The organism is Pseudomonas peradeniyensis (assembly GCF_014268935.2).
In the GTDB taxonomy this organism is placed as follows: domain Bacteria; phylum Pseudomonadota; class Gammaproteobacteria; order Pseudomonadales; family Pseudomonadaceae; genus Aquipseudomonas; species Aquipseudomonas peradeniyensis.
The window spans coordinates 186,849-204,209 of sequence record NZ_JABWRJ020000002.1 but is presented as its reverse complement, the minus strand read 5'-3'; the positions used below and the strand labels follow the sequence as shown (position 1 = coordinate 204,209).

Annotated in this window: 11 protein-coding genes; 3 read left to right on the top strand and 8 right to left on the bottom strand. The window is 62.7% G+C overall.

Annotated features, from left to right (window positions below; all coding sequences use genetic code 11):
- Entirely contained in the window at positions 1–894 is an 894-nt protein-coding gene (locus tag HU751_RS27265) for a methyl-accepting chemotaxis protein (protein WP_437181048.1), read from the top strand.
- Here HU751_RS27265 and HU751_RS27015 read toward each other — a convergent pair.
- Positions 884–1,132 (bottom strand): hypothetical protein, encoded by a 249-nt coding sequence (locus HU751_RS27015; protein WP_264082607.1) that lies wholly within the window; start codon positions 1,130–1,132, stop codon positions 884–886. The two genes, HU751_RS27265 and HU751_RS27015, sit on opposite strands and share 11 nt — an antisense overlap.
- 788 nt (positions 1,133–1,920) lie before the next feature.
- Here HU751_RS27015 and HU751_RS10365 point away from each other — a divergent pair.
- A complete protein-coding gene (locus HU751_RS10365) occupies positions 1,921–2,712 on the top strand; it encodes an RHS repeat-associated core domain-containing protein (RefSeq protein ID WP_225933303.1) in 792 nt (263 codons plus the stop codon).
- A 136-nt stretch (positions 2,713–2,848) separates the two neighbouring features.
- On the opposite strand, the gene HU751_RS10360 is transcribed toward HU751_RS10365, so the two are convergent.
- The 7 genes from HU751_RS10360 to pip form a co-directional block, all read right to left on the bottom strand.
- A complete protein-coding gene (locus tag HU751_RS10360) occupies positions 2,849–3,583 on the bottom strand; it encodes an amino acid ABC transporter ATP-binding protein (protein WP_028688380.1) in 735 nt (244 codons plus the stop codon).
- Positions 3,576–4,538: an ABC transporter permease subunit gene (locus tag HU751_RS10355; RefSeq protein WP_186716281.1), complete on the bottom strand. Its 963-nt coding sequence runs from the start codon at positions 4,536–4,538 to the stop codon at positions 3,576–3,578. The genes HU751_RS10360 and HU751_RS10355 overlap by 8 nt, the downstream gene beginning before the upstream one ends.
- 79 nt (positions 4,539–4,617) lie before the next feature.
- Complete coding sequence (locus tag HU751_RS10350) at positions 4,618–5,415, bottom strand: transporter substrate-binding domain-containing protein (protein ID WP_186716282.1); 798 nt, start codon at positions 5,413–5,415, stop codon at positions 4,618–4,620.
- A 231-nt stretch (positions 5,416–5,646) separates the two neighbouring features.
- Positions 5,647–8,214, bottom strand: coding sequence for a glucans biosynthesis glucosyltransferase MdoH (mdoH, locus tag HU751_RS10345; RefSeq protein WP_186735602.1), 2,568 nt, complete (start codon positions 8,212–8,214; stop codon positions 5,647–5,649).
- On the bottom strand, positions 8,207–9,877 hold the full coding sequence (locus tag HU751_RS10340) for a glucan biosynthesis protein G (protein WP_186735612.1): 1,671 nt from the start codon (positions 9,875–9,877) through the stop codon (positions 8,207–8,209). Before HU751_RS10340 ends, mdoH begins: the two co-directional genes overlap by 8 nt.
- 320 nt (positions 9,878–10,197) lie before the next feature.
- Positions 10,198–10,635, bottom strand: a complete 438-nt coding sequence (gene dtd, locus HU751_RS10335; protein ID WP_050707270.1) for a D-aminoacyl-tRNA deacylase — start codon at positions 10,633–10,635, stop codon at positions 10,198–10,200.
- On the bottom strand, positions 10,632–11,603 hold the full coding sequence (gene pip, locus HU751_RS10330; protein ID WP_050707271.1) for a prolyl aminopeptidase: 972 nt from the start codon (positions 11,601–11,603) through the stop codon (positions 10,632–10,634). The genes dtd and pip overlap by 4 nt, the downstream gene beginning before the upstream one ends.
- A gap of 179 nt (positions 11,604–11,782) precedes the next feature.
- On the opposite strand from pip, the gene HU751_RS10325 reads away from it, so the two are divergent.
- Positions 11,783–17,359 (top strand): dermonecrotic toxin domain-containing protein, encoded by a 5,577-nt coding sequence (locus tag HU751_RS10325; protein WP_186735604.1) that lies wholly within the window; start codon positions 11,783–11,785, stop codon positions 17,357–17,359.
- The last annotated feature ends 2 nt before the right edge of the window (positions 17,360–17,361 follow it).

The window sequence follows — 17,361 nt, the reverse complement described above, 5'->3', positions numbered from 1 at the left end:
ATGGGCCAGTTGCAGACGAGCATGCGCGAGATGACCTTGAGCCTGCGCGAACTGCTCGGCGGCATCGACCAGGGCGTCGGTCACCTGTCCCGGGCCGCGACGGCGCTGGCCGGCGCCAGCGTGGACACCCGCGAGCGCATTGGCCAGCAACAAGAGGAGACCGACCAGGTGGCCACGGCCATGAACCAGATGAGCGCCACGGTGCAGGAGGTCGCGCAGAACGCTGAGCAGGCCTCGCAGGCGGCCACCGCCGCCGACCGTCAGGCACAGCTGGGTGACGAGGTGGTGGCCGAGGCGATTGCCCGCATCGAGCAGTTGGCCGGGCAGATGGACCATTGCCTGGCGGCCATGGGTCATCTGGCCGGTGAAAGCCAGCGCATCGGGTCGATTCTCGATGTGATCAAGTCGGTGTCCGAGCAGACCAACCTGCTGGCGCTCAACGCCGCCATCGAGGCGGCCCGGGCCGGCGAGGCCGGGCGCGGTTTCGCCGTGGTGGCCGACGAGGTACGCGGCCTGGCCCAGCGCACGCAGCAGTCGACCGAGGAGATCGAGTTGCTGATCGACAACCTGCACCGTGGCACCGATGAGGTGACCGGTCTGTTGGACGACAGCAAGCGCCTGACCGGGCAAAGCGTCGAGCTCAGCCGCAAGGCCGGCGCCGCGTTGGGGCAGATTACCGAGACGGTGTCGACGATCCAGGGGATGAACCAGCAGATTGCCACGGCCAGTGAACAGCAGAGCGTGGTGGCCGAGCAGATCAACCGTAGCGTGATCAATGTGCGGGATGTATCGGAGCAGACGCGGGCGGCCAGTGAGCAGACGGCGGTTTCGAGTGGGGAGTTGGAACAGTTGGGGCAGCAGTTGCGAGGCATGGTGGGACGGTTCAATCTCTAAGCCTTGCAGGCGTGCCCAGATCGCCAGAACCTGAAACCAGACCGACGGCTTTGGCTTTGGCTTTGGCTTTGGCTTTGGCTTTGGCTTTGGCTTTGGCTTTGGCTTTGGCTTTGGCTTTGGCGATCAGAAGATTAACTCCACAGCCCACTAGCGACAGCTGCGTCAGCCCAGGCGCCGCCCGTACCTTCGCGACTTCAGGAGGCCGAACGCAGGCCTTGCGGAGGGAGGTGACGGGCATGGATGCCCGTCAAGCGCTGGGGCCCAGGATGGGCCCTGCAGCGCGGTCCTCCCGGGAGCAAGGCCGGAGTGAGGGGACCCGGAGCGAAGCGGAGGGCCGGATGAATGGAGCGCAGCGTTTTTTGGTTACTTTTTGTCGCGTTTGACAAAAAGTGACTCGCCGTAAGGGCGAAAAGGTGACTATGCGTCATTATAGCTAATGAATGCGCTTACACCTGTAAAAACCCACGCTGATCGCATTTGACTTTGACTTTGACTTTGACTTTGACTTTGACTTTGACTTTGACTTTGACTTTTAGAGCATGTGTTTTGAAAGCTATATGCGCATTCATTCGCGATGGTGACGCGAAGTCACCTTTCCGCCCTTACGGCGGCTCACTTTTTGAAGGATCAAAAAGTAAGCAAAAAATCCTCGCTCCATTCATCCGGCCCCTACGCTTCGCTCCGGGGTCCCCTCGCTCCGTTCTTGCTCCCGGGAGGACCGCGCTGAACGCCCCATCCTGGGGCGCAGCGCTTGACGGGCATCCATGCCCGTCACCTCCCTCCGCAAGAACTCCGCTCGGCCTCCTGAAGTCGCAATTGGCGGCGCCTGAACTATCGCGCGCTTAGAAGCAAGATCAAGATCGACTGCAGGAGGGCCGATAAGGCGTCTATGGAACCTTTCATGGCGTCTGCGCTGCCTGACTGAAAGGCTGACCATGCCCTGCACCTGGCATTTTTGATAGTTGAGAGGCTCACCCAGACCAACGACACTGGATGCCCGGCTATCTTTCCCAGGGGCACACAACGATGAGTATCGAAATAACATCACCACCTGAAGACTCGATTCCGTCAGATCAGTCATGCAGGAAGGGAGACTCTCAAACAAGATTGCTCGCTACCAATCTGGCCAGATCTGTTCTGGTAGTACAGCGTAATTTCGACCCACACCCCATCAGCTATGGTGCTTATGGGTACTGCCCCGTACAAAGCCTACACGCGATGCTAGGCTATAACGGCGAAGCTCACCTCTCTTCAGGCTTATATCTCTTAGGCAACGGAAACCGAGCTTATAGCCCCACACTATATCGTTTTATCTCACCTGACCGGGCCAGCATTTTCCTGCCCGGAAATATGAACGCATATGCTTACACAGCAGGAGACCCTATAAACCGCATTGACCCGTCCGGCAACATGTTTAAGGCACTTAGCAAACTCTTTGGAGGCAGCAAGAATAGAGGAAAGAGTGTGCCAACGCAGCCTCCACCAGAACCAAACCCACTTACGGCCCGTTACAACGAACTGATAAAAATGGGAAAAATAGCAAGGGAGAAAGCAACTAACACATACGAAAAACTTTCGAGCGTTACAGAACAAATCACCAAAGAAGAAAAGCTAGCAAGCCAAATACAAATTAGTTATAAAGCCTATGGCCGTGGAGCCGTCAACCATAACGACCCTGCGACAGCAAAGGATAGACTGACATATCTAAGGTCCGAAAAAATCAGACTACGCGACCAGCTAGAAGAGCAAAACACCGAGGCTCTTCGCCTTTTTGGAGAGAGAATAGAAGTAGAAAGGCAAATAGCCTACAACCCTTAACAGCTCTAAGCCATCTGATAATACTTGCCGTTCCATGCCATAATAGCACGGAGCGGCAAGAAACGAGAGCGTTTGACTACAATCCGTTATCCACACATCACCTGAATACACTGGAGTTCATCGGGCAACGTTTGTGTCACAACACCTGACGCAAGAACGCCTGCGCCCGCAAATCCTTCGGCGCAGCAAAGAATTCCTGCGGCGGCGAATCTTCCAGCAACTTCCCGTGATCAAAGAACAACACCCGATCCGCCACTTCCCGGGCAAAACCCATCTCGTGCGTCACGCAGACCATGGTCATGCCTTCCTGGGCCAAGGTCTTCATCACATCCAGCACCTCCCCGACCATCTCCGGATCAAGCGCCGAGGTCGGCTCGTCGAACAGCATCACCTTCGGGTCCATCGCCAGGGCCCGGGCAATGGCCACCCGCTGCTGCTGCCCGCCGGAAAGGCGCGAAGGATACTCGTTGGCCTTCTGCGCGATACCGACCTTTTCCAGCAACGCCCGGGCCTTGGCTTCGCGCTCGGCCTTGTTGCGCTTGCGCACCACCTTCTGCGCCAGGCACAGGTTCTCCAGCACGGTCATGTGCGGGAACAGGTTGAAGTGCTGGAACACCATGCCGACTTCACGGCGATAGGCGTTGATATCGGTTTTCGGGTCGTCCAGCTGCAAACCGCCGATGGACACATGGCCCTCGTCGAAATGCTCCAGGCCGTTCAGGCAGCGCAGGAAGGTCGACTTGCCCGAGCCCGAAGGCCCCAGCACCACCACCACCTCGCCCTTGGCGACCTGGGTGGTGACGTTGTCCACCGCACGCACTACCTGGCCACGGGTGTCGAAGACTTTCAGCAGGTCACGGACTTCAATCACTTTGCGCAAGCCTCCGCTCGAGCCGGCTGGCGATGTGCGACAGCGGCAGGTTGATCAGCAGGTACAGGCCCGCCACGCAGAACCAGATCTCGAAGGTCGAGAACGAGGTGGTGATGGCCTCGCGGCCGCTCTTGGTCAGCTCGGTGATGGCGATCACCGACACCAGCGAAGTGTCCTTGACCAGGCTGATGAACTGCCCGGCCAGGGGCGGCAGCACGCGCTTGAACGCCTGCGGCAGGATCACGTGGCGCATCGACTGGGCGCCGTTCAGGCCCAGCGAACGCGCCGCCTCGTTCTGGCCCTTGGCGATCGACTGCACGCCGGCACGGACGATCTCGGCCACGTAGGCGCCGGTGAACAGTGCCAGCGCCGCCACCCCGGCGAACTCGCGGGACAGATTGAGCACGGTGCCGATGAAGAAGTAGAAGATGAAGATCTGCACCAGCAGCGGCGTGCCGCGCACCAGCTCGACGTAGACAGTGGACAGGTCACGCAGGGTCGGGTTGTTCGACAGCCGGCACAGCCCGGCGAACAGGCCGATCACCAGGCCCAGGGCGCCGGAGATCACCGAGATCCACAACGTGGTCCACAGGCCCCAGGCCAAGGGGCCGGCGGCCCAGTGACGGGTGACACCGATGGCATCGCCCTCGGCCACATCGTCGCCACGGGCCAGCAACATGCTGTCCTTGGCCACTTCGACGACCTGGGTGTCGCCGCTTTCATCCTTCAGGGTGACCCGGGCGTTGTCGCCGGACACCACGATTTCCTCGACCGTGCCTGGGTTGGCGGCACGCTGGGTTTCCTCGGCCTTGTAGGCGAAGTATTGCGGAACGCGGTTCCAGCGCCACTCGTAGGAAATCATCGAGGTGGCCAGGTACAGGCTGAACGCCAGGCCCACCAGGACCAGCGCGGTCAGCCCATGCCAGGGCCACTGTGCTTTCTTGTGTTTGATCACGTGGGGTACTTCCGTAAAAGCGAAACGCGCAGGGCTTGCCTGCGCGTCGAGGTCAACGCCTGGGGTTTTGGCCCGGGCCTTATTCCATTTCCTTCAGCCATTCCTTGCTCTTGAACCACTTGTCGTGAATACGATCGTAGGTCCCGTCATGCTTGATCTGGTGCAGGAAGTTGTTGATGTAGTTGATGCTGTCGTAGTCGCCTTTCTTCAGGCCGAAGGCCAGCGGCTCGTAGGTGAAAGGCTCTTCCAGGAACACCAGCTTGCCGGCGCCGGCCTTCTCCACCGCCACCACGTTGTACGGCGAGTCATAGACGAAGGCGTCGGCCTTGCCGTTGACCACGTCCATCACCCCTTCCTGCTCGTTGTCGTAGCCGTGGTACTTGGCCTTGCTGATCAGCTTCTTCGCGACCATCTCGCCGGTGGTGCCGAGCTTGGAGGTGAGGCGGTACTTCTCGTTGTTCAGGTCCTTGTACGACTTGATCTCGCCCGCCAGCTCCTTGCGGATCAGCAGGGTCTGGCCGACCACGATGAAGGGTTCGCTGAAGTTCAGGCGCAGGTTGCGTTCCTGGGTCAGGGTCATGCCGCTGCCGATGAAGTCGAACTTGTCGGTCATCAGGGCCGGGATGATGCCATCGTAGGCGGTGGAGACCATCTCCAGCTTGACGCCCATGGACTTGGCCATGGCCTTGAGGATGTCGACTTCGAAGCCGATGATCTCACCGCGCTTGTTGGTCATTTCGAACGGCATGTAGGTCGGGTCCATGCCCACGCGCAGGGTGCCACGCTTGACCGCGTCGTCGATGGCGCCGGCCTGGGCGGCGGTCACCGCGATCAGGGCGGTCGCACCTACCAGCAGTCGCGACAGGTATTTCTTAATCATCACCAAGTCCCCTAGCAAGAAGTACGCAGATTTTTCTTGTAAGCACGGTCCGACAGACCGATGCGCAATATCGGGACGGATGCTAACGCATGCGTGAGCTGGGACCTAGAGCCGGGGGGGACTTTGTTGGCCAAAATCGACCAGAAAGCATCGCGGGGCCAGCCCGCTCCCACGCACCGTTGAGATGCGTGGGAGCGGGCTGGCTCCGCGATTATCGAAGCAACGGGCTCAAGCCAGGGCCGGCTGGGCCACGTTCTCCGGATGCAGCGGCAGCAATGGCGAGTGCGGATCGTTGGCGATGGACGCCCGCCACACATCGATCCACGCCGTGTTGTGCCCGACCCACACCTGCTCGTGCAGGCGCGCCAGCGCCACCGGATCGCTGAGCAGCGCCAGGCGGGTGTTCAGGTCCAGGCCTTTCGGGCCGACTTCCAGTGCCTTGGCCACGCGCTCGGCGCGCAGCGCCTCGATCGGGGCCGCCTGACCGTGACGCGCCGTGGCCATGGCACAGGCCAGGGCGTTCTGGCGTGGGTCGACCACGGCACGGACGAAACCGTCATGCAGGGCGTGCCAACGGTTCTCGTGGGTGTACTGGTCGGTCGCCAGCAGCTCTTGCGGCGTTGCGTATTCCTCGGGGATGAGGAACAGCTTCTCGTCCTTGGCCGCCAGGCCCAGGCGCGTGCGGCTGGAGATCACCGACACCGGGATCGACAGCACCAGCGAGCCGACGATCGGCGCCAGCCACCACAGGAAGCTCGGGTTCAGCCAGGCCACCAACGCGGCCCAGGCAATCCCCAGCAGAGTCTGCGGACCATGGCGACGGACCGCTTCGCCCCACGGGGTAGAGTCGTCGTCACGCTGCGGCGAGTTCCAGGTCGCGGCCCAGCCGAGGAACGCGGCCAGCACGAAGCGGGTGTGGAAGATCATCCGCACCGGCGCCAGGAGCATGGAGAACAGCATCTCCATCAGCATCGACAGGGTGACCTTGATGCGTCCGCCGAACTCGGTGGCGCCCTTGGCCCAGATCAGGATGACGCTGAGCAGCTTGGGCAGGAACAGCAGCACGATGGTGGTGGAGAACAGCGCGATGGCCTTCTCCGGATGCCACTGCGGCCACAGCGGGTAGAGCTGGAACGGCTCGATGAAGTACTGCGGCTCCATCAGCGTGTTGGTCGCCAGCAACGCCGTCGACAACACCAGGAACAGGAACCACAGCGGCGCCGACAGGTACGACATCACCCCGGTGAGAAACACCGCGCGGTGCACCGGGTGCATGCCCTTGACCAGGAACAGGCGGAAGTTCATCAGGTTGCCGTGGCACCAGCGACGGTCGCGCTTGAGCTCGTCGAGCAGGTTCGGCGGCAGTTCTTCGTAGCTGCCCGGCAGGTCGTAGGCGATCCACACGCCCCAGCCGGCACGGCGCATCAACGCGGCTTCGACGAAGTCGTGGGAGAGGATCGCACCGGCGAAGGCGCCCTTGCCCGGCAACGGCGCCAGGGCGCAGTGCTCGATGAACGGCTTCATGCGGATGATCGCGTTGTGGCCCCAGTAGTGCGACTCGCCCAACTGCCAGAAGTGCAGGCCGGCGGTGAACAGCGGGCCATACACGCGGGTGGCGAACTGCTGCATGCGCGCATACAGGGTGTCCATGCCCGAGGCTTTCGGCCCGGTCTGGATGATGCCTGCGTCCGGGTTGGCCTCCATCAGGCGCACCAGGCTGCTCAGGCACTCGCCACTCATGACGCTGTCGGCGTCGAGCACGACCATGTACTTGTACTCGCCGCCCCAGCGACGGCAGAAGTCGTCGAGGTTGCCGCTCTTGCGCTTCACCCGGCGCCGGCGGCGACGGTAGAAGATGCGGCCGAAGCCCTTGGTTTCACGGCACACGTCGAGCCAGGCCTGTTGTTCGGCGACGGCGATGTCGGTGTCGTTGGTATCGCTGAGCACGAAGAAGTCGAAGCGGTCGAGGTTGCCGCTGGCGGCCACCGACTCGAAGGTGGCGCGCAGGCCGGCGAACACCCGTGGCACGTCTTCGTTGCAGATCGGCATCACCAGCGCGGTGCGCGCCTCGGGCGCGATCGGCTCGTTGCCAGCGCTGCTGCCGGAAATCTTGTACTTGTCACGCCCGGTGAGCAGCTCGAGGAAGCCCATCAGGGCGGTCCAGAAGCCCGCCGACACCCAGCAGAACAGGATGCCGAACAGGACCAGGATCGAGGTCTGCAGCGCATACGGCCACACCTGCACCACCGTGTCCCACAGTGGCTGGTTGAGGATCTCGTCGAAATCGACGAACGACCAGCCCTGATACGGCAGGATGCCCTTCATGTACCAGCCGGCGACGAGGGTCTGGCCGATCATCAGGGTCAGCAGGATGTAACGGCGGATCGAGCCGACCGTGCGCCAGCGCGCCGGCGGCAGCTCGCGCTTGGGCGGCTGCGGGGCGTTGGTGCGGCCGGTCATGCGCCGCCACATGCGGATCAGGATGTTGGTGCGCCACGGCTCGGGCACGACCTTGGTGCGCTTGATCGGTGGCGCGATCTTCAGGCACAGCCGCCCACCGGCATCGACGCCGAGCATCTCGGCCTCTTCCAGCTCGGCGGCGCTGCCGACGGTAAGACGGGAACCCACCGAAGCCTGGGCGGCCTCGGCGGTGCCGGCGGCCGGTTGGGCCGCCAGGTGTTGGTGCAGCTCGCTGAAGGAGGAGCAGCGGGCGAGTTCCGCGCGCTGCTCGTCGCTCAGGGGAAGGTGGGCCAGGTACTCGCTCAGCGATTCCGGCCTTGCGCTTGAGTTACTCATCGGCAGGCAACTGATAGCTCCAGGTCTCGGTCAGCACTTTCTCGGTGGTGGCCGGGGTCCCGTTGGTGGATGCCGCATCGGCGGCGGGTTGCTCGGCAGCCTTCTCGGCCTTGGCTTTCTCGGCCTTGGCGTGAGCATGCTTGGCCGCGGCCTTGTCCTGCTTGGTCGGCTTGGGCTGCTCGACCGGAACGTCGCGCAGCAGCGCGGCACGCATCTCGGTGGATTTCTTCGGATCCTGCACCTTCAGCCGCAGGGTCAGGCGCCAGCCCTTGGTTTCCGGGTTGTAGCGCAGGTTGTTCTCGACCACCTCGGCGTTGTCGCCGACGCTGACCTGGCTGCGCACGGCGGTGTCGGCCGGCAGGGTGGCCAGGTTCGGGCCGATGAAGTCGACCAGGAAGGCCACGGTGCCATCGGTCTGGCGGATCAGGTTGGACTGCTTGACGTCGCCGGTGGAGCGCAGGGTCTGCTTGACCCAGCCCAGCTCCTGCGAATGCAGCTGGTCTTCCTTGATGGTCCAGCGCAGGCGGTAGTCGTACTCGAACGGCTTGCCCACTTCAGGCAGCTTTTCCGGGCTCCAGAAGGCCACGATGTTGTCGTTGGTCTCGTCGGCGGTCGGGATCTCCACCAGGTCGACGGTGCCCTTGCCCCAGTCACCCTTCGGCTCGATCCAGGCGCTCGGGCGCTTCTCGTATTCGTCGTCGAGGTCTTCGTAGTCGCTGAAGTCGCGCTGGCGCTGCAGCAGGCCGAAACCACGCGGGTTCTCCACGCTGAAGTTGCTCACGGCCAGGTGTTTCGGGTTGTTCAGCGGACGCCACAGCCACTCGCCGTTGCCGGCGTGGATCGCCAGGCCTTCGGAGTCGTGCAGGGCCGGACGGTAGTTCATGACCTTGGATGGCTGGTTGGGGCCGAACAGGTACATGCTGGTCAGCGGGGCGATGCCCAGGCGGCTGACGTTGTCACGCAGGTAGACCCGCGACTTGACGTCGACCAGGGTGTCCTCGCCCGGACGCAGGGTCAGCTTGTAGGCGCCGGTGGAGCGCGGCGAGTCGAGCAGCGCGTAGATCACCAGGTGCTTGTCGTTCGGCTTGGGCTTCTCGATCCAGAACTCGCGGAAGCGCGGGAATTCCTCGCCGGACGGCAACGCGGTGTCGATGGCCAGGCCACGGGCCGACAGGCCGTAGCGGTGGCCCTTGCCGACCACGCGGAAATAGCTGGCGCCAAGCAGGGTCATGATCTCGTCCTGCTTGTCGGCCTTGTTGATCGGGTAGAGCACGCGGAAACCGGCGTAGCCGAGGTTCTTGGTGGCTTCGGCGTCATGCGGCACGTCACCGAACTCGAAACGGCTCGGGTCGTACTTGATTTCCTTGACCTTGTTGGCGGTGATCTCGTTGATGGTCACCGGCGTGTCGAAATGCATGCCTTGATGGTAGAAGGACAGCTTGAACGGCGTCTTGTCCTTGGCCCACTCGGCCTTTTCCTGCAGGAAGCGGATCTTCTGGTAGTCGGCGTACTTCATGTCGCGGAACACCGGTGGCAGGTTGCTCTTCGGTGCCTCGAACTTCTGACCGGCCAGATCCTTTGCCTTGGCTGCAACGTCGTCCAGATTGAATGCCCACAGCTGGCCCGCGCTCAACAGGCCGACCAGCGCCACGCCGGCCAGCATGGCCTTGCGCAGCCGGGTACCGGGGATTCTAGGTGCAATACAGGGGCTTACAATCACGAGCAATCCTCGCCGAAAACAGATCATGAAACCAACGGCCAGCGACCAATGCCGGGTTGGCGAGCACTGTTCGGACCCCGTGAGGGCGTAATGATTCCCCAAACGGATCCTGACAATGCTCGAGTCAAAGTGAAACGAACCTGCGAACGCAGGTTCATGCAGCGCGCGATTATCCAGCAGGTCGCGTTACAACGCATCAGGCTGAACAAACTATTTATCGTACAAAACCCCTTGTTTTTCGACAAACAAAGGGTTTTTTGACCTCATATTTGTAACATAAATGTTACCGGGCCATCATTGACCAGATGCACCTGCATGTCTGCACCGAAGCGACCACTGGCCACAAGCGGGTGCCGAGCCTGTGCCTGGCGCAGCAGATAGTCGAACAGCTCGGCGCCGAGGGCCGGTGGCGCAGCCGTCGAAAAGCTCGGGCGCATGCCGTTGCGAGTGTCGGCGGCCAGGGTGAACTGCGACACCAGCAGCAGGCCGCCGCCGACATCCTTGAGCGAGCGGTTCATCTTGCCCTGCTCGTCGCTGAACACCCGGTAGTTCAGCAGTTTGTGCAACAGCTTGTCGGCATGCTCGGGCGAATCTTCAGGCTCGACCGCCACCAGCGCCAGCAACCCCTGGTCGATGGCACCGACAATCTCCCCTGCTACTTCCACTCGCGCGCCACGCACACGCTGGATCAGCCCCTTCATGCTTCTTCCAGGGGCAGGTCGAGCAGGCGCCGGGCCATCTGGTCGGCCGCGCGCACCAAGGCGTCGGTGATGCCGGGCTCGGAGGCGGCGTGGCCGGCGTCGCGGATCACCTTCAGCTCGCTGTTCGGCCAGGCCTGGTGCAGCTCCCAGGCGTTGTCCAGCGGGCAGATCACGTCGTAGCGGCCATGCACGATCACCGCGGGCAGGTGAGCGATCTTCGGCATGTCGCGTATCAGTTGGTCCTGCTCGAGGAAGGCGTTGTTGGTGAAGTAGTGGCATTCGATGCGGGCGATCGACAGGGCGCGCTGCGGCTCGGAAAAGCGGTCGACCACCAGCGGGTTCGGGCGCAGGGTCGCGGTGCGGCCCTCCCAGGTGGACCAGGCCTTGGCGGCATGCATCTGGGCGATCTGGTCGTTGCCGGTCAGGCGCTTGTGGAAGGCCTTGACCAGGTCGCCACGCTCTTCCGGCGGGATCGGCGCGATGTAGTCCTGCCAGTAGTCGGGGAACAGGCGGCTGGCGCCTTCCTGGTAGAACCAGTGGATCTCCTGCGGGCGGCACAGGAAGATGCCGCGCAGGATCAGGCCGTGCACGCGCTCGGGGTGCTTCTGGGCGTAGGCCAGGGCCAGGGTGGAACCCCAGGAACCGCCGAACAGCACCCATTTGTCGATGCCGAGGTGCTCGCGGATGCGCTCCAGGTCCTCGACCAGGTGCCAGGTGGTGTTGTTCTCCAGGCTCGCATGGGGCGTGGAGCGACCGCAGCCGCGCTGGTCGAAGGTGACGATGCGGTACAGGTTGGGGTCGAAGTAGCAACGGCTCTGGGCATCGCAGCCCGCGCCCGGGCCACCGTGGATGAACACCACGGGCAGACCTTCCGGCGAGCCGCTCTCATCGACATACAGCACATGCGGCGCTTCCACGGCCAGATCGTGCCGGGCGTAGGGTTTGATCTGCGGGTAGAGGGTCTGCATCGCGCACTCCGTGTGAGGATATTGTCTGCCGTTGGGCATCATAAACCTGAATTGCGCTTTGAGCATGCTCTCGTGCGGGCTCCGATGCATACCGACGGGCTGACAGCCAGATCATGTTATGTGCTGGGCCGGTGAATCAGTCCATACCATCCGGGCCTCCCTTACATCGAGGCCCCATCATGAGCGTCAACAACAACGGCGTCGCTGGCGCGCCAGCGACGGACGAACCCATAGGCTCACTGTCGAAACAGCTGATCGCCGACAAGATGCCTGACTGGCTGAAGCACGTCGCAAAGCCGGACCATGCCCACATGCGCAATGCCCTGAGCCGGCCAAGCGCCTGGTTCGACAGGGCTTGCCTGGCCCATCCGGACATCGCCCGGCAACTGGTGCAGGAATATGGCACCCATCGCAAGACCCAGGACGATGTGGCTCGGCTGCTCAAGCAGCTACCCGATCTACGGCAGTTCGCCACGCAGCAGCTGACCCAGGCGATCAAGCAGCGCTTTGACCTGGAGCTGGACGTGAACAGGACCTACCTGTTCAACGCCCGCCGGGCCGAGGCTTATCAGGACGCCTCCTACGGCGACCCTATCGTTCAGGCGGCGCGGTCGTTCAGACGAGCCACCCAGTCCTTGCTGCACAGCGCCTTGCAGAACTTCGAGGCCGAACATGCGCTGCCCGGTGGGCTGGATACCGCCAGGCTCAGCTCACGGGTGCTCGACAGCAATGCGTTCGTGGGCGTGGTGCCCAGCGGCAACCAGGTCGGGATCTCGCCGAGCGAATTCGCGGCACTCTCCCGCGAGCTGGACATCGGTGGTCAGTACCAGGCGCTGATCGAAACGGTCTGTCAGGCGGATCCGCAGGCGGCCAAGGTATTCGGCGACGCTGAGCTGAGCACCCTGCGCCTGGAGCTGCACAGGGCCTACCTCGGCGAAAGGCTCGAGCAACCCCTGTATGCGGCCTTGCTCAAGCTGGTCGAACACGGCCAGGCCGAGCATGAAGGCCGCCCGCTGGGCGCGACCTTCCTGCAACTGTTCGGCAGCTCGGTAACGGGCGCGTTGATCTTCGGTGTCGAGTCCGGCCCCAGCCTGCCGGCGCGCTACCCTGCGTTTCACCTGCCCTTCCAGGGTTGGCTGGTCACCTACCTGCCCGGCGCGCGAATCCCCTTGCAGCACCACGCCACCGCCGAGGCACTGCAGGCCTACCTGCGCGAACAGCTGGGGGCCATGACCCGCCGGCAACTGCTCGACAGTGTGCCGGCACGCGACAGCAGTGCCGTCTTCACCCAGTTGCTGGACTGCCTGCAACCGGTGGACTGGAGTACCTCCAAGGTCATTCCGGGTCAGTACGGCGGAACGGTAAACCGTGTGCGCGATCCGAACGCCCGAGTGACGGTGGCACAGCAGCCCTTCGGGCAAGGCCTGCGCGAGGCGCTGGTCGCGCAGAAACGCCAAAGGCTCACGGACGATGCCCTGTTCCACGCGGTCCCCACCGCGACGGAAGACCGGATAACAGCGCAGAAACAGCTGGCGTACTACACCGGCCTGGCCTTCGACGCCCTGGCCCTGGGCGTTTTCTTCGTGCCGGCCCTGGGCCCGGTGATGCTGGGGCTGACCGCGCTGCAACTGGGGCATGAGGTATACGAAGGGTTTGCCAGCTGGGCGCGGGGCGACAGGCAGCAAGCCCTGGCCTACCTGGTGGACGTGGTTGAAAACGTTGCCCAGTTGGCGGTACTGGGCGTCTGGGAGGCGAGCGGCGGAAAACCTGCCGTCGAGAAAATCACTGTCGAGACACCTTCATTTGTCGAAGAACTGGAGCCCGTGCGCAGGCCTGACGGCGATGTCCGCCTGTGGTCCCCGGACCTGAAACCGTTTGCCCATGACATTGTGCTGCCTGCAGGCTTGAAGGCGGATGAGTTCGGCTTGTACCACCACGCAGGCAAGACCTGGTTGGCGCTGGAAGACCGCCTGTTTTCAGTCAGCCCCATTTCAGTGCCCCACGACTACGTCCTCGTACACCCGCAAAGCCCCCATGGCTATCAACCTCGATTGCGCCACAATGGCGCAGGTGCATGGCTGCATGGCCTGGACCGCCCGCAAGGGTGGTCACTGAACAAGCTGGCCAGTCGGGCAGGCCCGCTGATCGCTGAATTCGATGAAGCCACTTTGACCCGAATACTCGAAGTTAGCGGCACCGATGAGTCCGTATTGCGTCGAACCGTCAGCCAGAACCTGCGCTTGCCAGCGTTGCTGGAAGACACGCTGTCTCGTTTCAGGCTGGATCAGGAACTGCGCACCTCGGTGACTGAACCCCACATGCTGCGCAAGACGTTCCAGAAGCGCTACGACCTTTTGTACGCCAAGCCCGCCGCTCGCGGCGCCACCCTGCGGCAACGTTATCCACAGCTGCCGCTTCCCGTCATCGAAGAACTGTTGCGCAACGCCAGCCAAGTGGAGTTGCAGAGCCTGGATCAAGGCAGGATCCACGCCCGCCTTGCCGCAGAGGCTCGCACGTACCAGCAGCAGGTTCGCCTGGCCCGCGCCTATGAAGGGCTGTATCTGGACACGGTGCGTAACTGGGACACTGACCGCCTGGTCCTGCATACCCTGGAACAGCTACCCGGCTGGCCCGCCGATACGGTCATCGATCTCGAGCAACACCTGCACTGGCCCGCCGAGCGCACACGAATCGGAGCACAGACCGCTGAGCCCGACGCCACCATTATCAGCACGACCAATGGCTACATAGTGGACGGCAGCAGTGCCCCTGCAGCCTCGGAGATGCTTCATGACACGCTCTACAGCGCACTGATGAAGGCGCTGCCGACACCCGCAATCACCGTATTGGGCAACCTGGGAGTGAGCTACACGCAAGCACTCAAGCGGCTGCTTCGCCAGATGCCTCGACTTTCGCGTGAGGCGTTGCGCAAGGTGTTGCGCATGCAGCCCGTGCGCCAAGGCTTCCACTCGCCGATGCGTCTGGCCGATGGCCGCCTGGGATACCCACTGGGCGGTCAAGGCGGCACAGGGGGCGGCTTCACCCGTCACACCCTGCTGCGCATGATCAGGGAGACGGGTCTGCCCGTACACACGACGCGCACGGCCGACCAGATACTGGCCGACCTGGAAGGCAGCGGACTAAGTCGAAGCGAGATAAACCTGCGCTTGCAAGCATTGCTCGAACAACACACATCCTTACGTCGCACGCTAGCCGAATGGCGACGAATGACACGATCCACAGCCGGGCATGACACTGACGCGATCGACACCTTGCACGAGCGGCTCATCCAGCACTGGTATGACAACGCCCTGCCTGTGACGCCTCATGAGGTGACACCACTTCGCCTGGAGCAGATCGAGCTGGACACCTTCCCAACCGATTTACCCTCCTTCTTCAGCGAAAATGTCAGCCATCTCCAGCTAATCGATCCGTCCCACGGCGGCGCCTCGAGCCTGGGGCGCCGCGAGCGCCTGCTCACCCACCTGCTCCAGCAATTCCCCGTCTTGCGGTCGCTGGAAGTCACACGGCCGTATGTCGACAACGCTCCTGCCTCCACTTTCCTTTATGACCTCGGCTCGATCACTCGCCGCCTACCGGAGCTCGAGTCCCTCAGTATCACCAACCTGAACCTGCCATTGTCGAGCAGGGAGATCGAAAGCTTGCGAAACTTGCCACGCTTGCGCCGGCTCATCCTGGATGGCAATCGGCTTCTCACCCACGGCTACCAGGCTTTCGAAGGCCTGACGCTCGACTACCTGGGCCTTGAGCGCATGGAGCTCGACCACTGGCCGCAAGGCCTCAGGCCGCGTCCCCTGACCCGCATCAGGGAGGTTTCGCTACGTGACAACCGTATCCGCTCACTGCCGAGTTTTCTCATGAGCAATGAACCGGACCTCGCCACCCACACGATCATTGCCCTGGAAGGCAATCCCATCATCGAGGATCAACTGCTGCGCATCATGCTCAATCAACAGGGTCAGGCCGGACGGATCCATGCTGACATTTCACCATCCCTGAATGCCCGGCTGCGCCACTACACCCAGCAGCGCGAAGCATTGCGCGATGCTCTCGACAATTGGGCCAACGCCTCAAGCTCGACGGCGCCGCTGAGCCAGGGCGCCATGGCCATGCGCAACCGGATCGGGGTCAGCATCAACACGTTCTGGCGCAACCAGGAACTGGGCATGCGCCAGACAACACTGCGCCTGGAGAACATCGCCCTGGAGCATTTTCCTCCGAGTCTGCCGGCTTTCTTCCACCAACGGGTCCGAAGCCTGTCACTGGCCAGGATCAGCAGTACGACCGCCCAGCTGGATGATTTCCTGAGGCGCTTCCCCTTGGTGGAAAACCTCAGCCTCGTCGAACACGCCCAGCCAAGCCAGACACTGCCGACGGCACTCCGACGGCTTCCCAGGCTTATCTACCTGTCCCTGCGCGACATGGGTCTGGTAATCGATGACAGCGTACTCGCCACGTTCGCCACATTGGGCAATCTCAGCACACTGGAGCTGGCCGGCAACCGCCTGGGCACTATCACCGAGGTGCCCGAGACCTTGCGCAACCTGAGCCGGCTTGAACTGAACAACATGGGCATCGAGCGTTGGCCCACCTGGCTAGACAGCCTGCTGCCGCTGGAGCTGCTCGACCTGAGCGAGAACCGCTTGACCGAACTGCCTGAACACATCTTCAGCAACCTCGATCATGACTTCCCCGTGTCGTCCATTGCCCTGTTCGACAACCCACTGACCCGCAGCACCATGTTCCGCGCACGCACATCCTCCGATACCCAGCGCAACTTCACCTTCGCCATGAGCCTGCCCGATGACTTGCTGACCGCGACGTCTTCGGATGAGGAACTGGCGGGAGGGCACCTGCATAATCCAATCCTTCCCCTTGCCGAGGACCAGCCGCGCCTGGAGGCCTGGCTGCAAGGTGCACAGCTGGAAAACGAAGCGCTGCGCGATGCCTGGCAGCAACTGCAACAGGCCGGCGATGCGGGCAACCTGCTGTCGCTGGTCGGGCGCCTGCAGCAGTCAGCCCCCTTTCGCAATGGCGCCACCCGCCCGTCCTTCTGCCAGCGCGTGCGCATGGTCCTGATCAAGGCGCTGGTCAGGCCGGAAGAACGCGCGCTGTTCAACGCCATTGCTCAGGAAGCGCTGGTACAACCGGACACCGGCAGCCAGACCTGCCACGACGGGGCATTGCTGGTGTTCCAGAACATCGAGCTGCTGATCGACAGTCGTAGCCTGCTGACAGCAGCGGGCGATACGGAACATACGCTCTACCAGGAACTCACGCGTCTCTACCGCCTGTACCGACTGGATGAGATCGCCCGCGACAAAGCCAAGGGCCGGGACGAGGCGGAGGTCCGCCTGGCCTATCGCCGCGGGCTGAACCAGGAGCTGAAGCTGGGCGTACCCGACGACAACATGCTCTACGAGGCCTTTGCCGATGTCAGCCGCAGCGAGCTGACAGCGGCGATGGACCAGGTACACCGGGATGAGCAGGGTGAGTCGTTCCTGAGGTATGCCGCGAACAATGACGAATGGTGCCGATACCTGCGCCTGACCTACGCAGCACGCTTCGACGCCATCGAACAGCAGTACAGGGCGCAGGTCAGCGCCCTGGACGAGTCCCCGCAAAGCCTCGAGGAACTGGCGCCCGAGTACGAGGCGCTGGAAAACGACAAGCAGGCACGGGAACGGCACCTGATCCGTGAGCTGACCACGCTGGCCAACCCGGATCGCAGTTGACG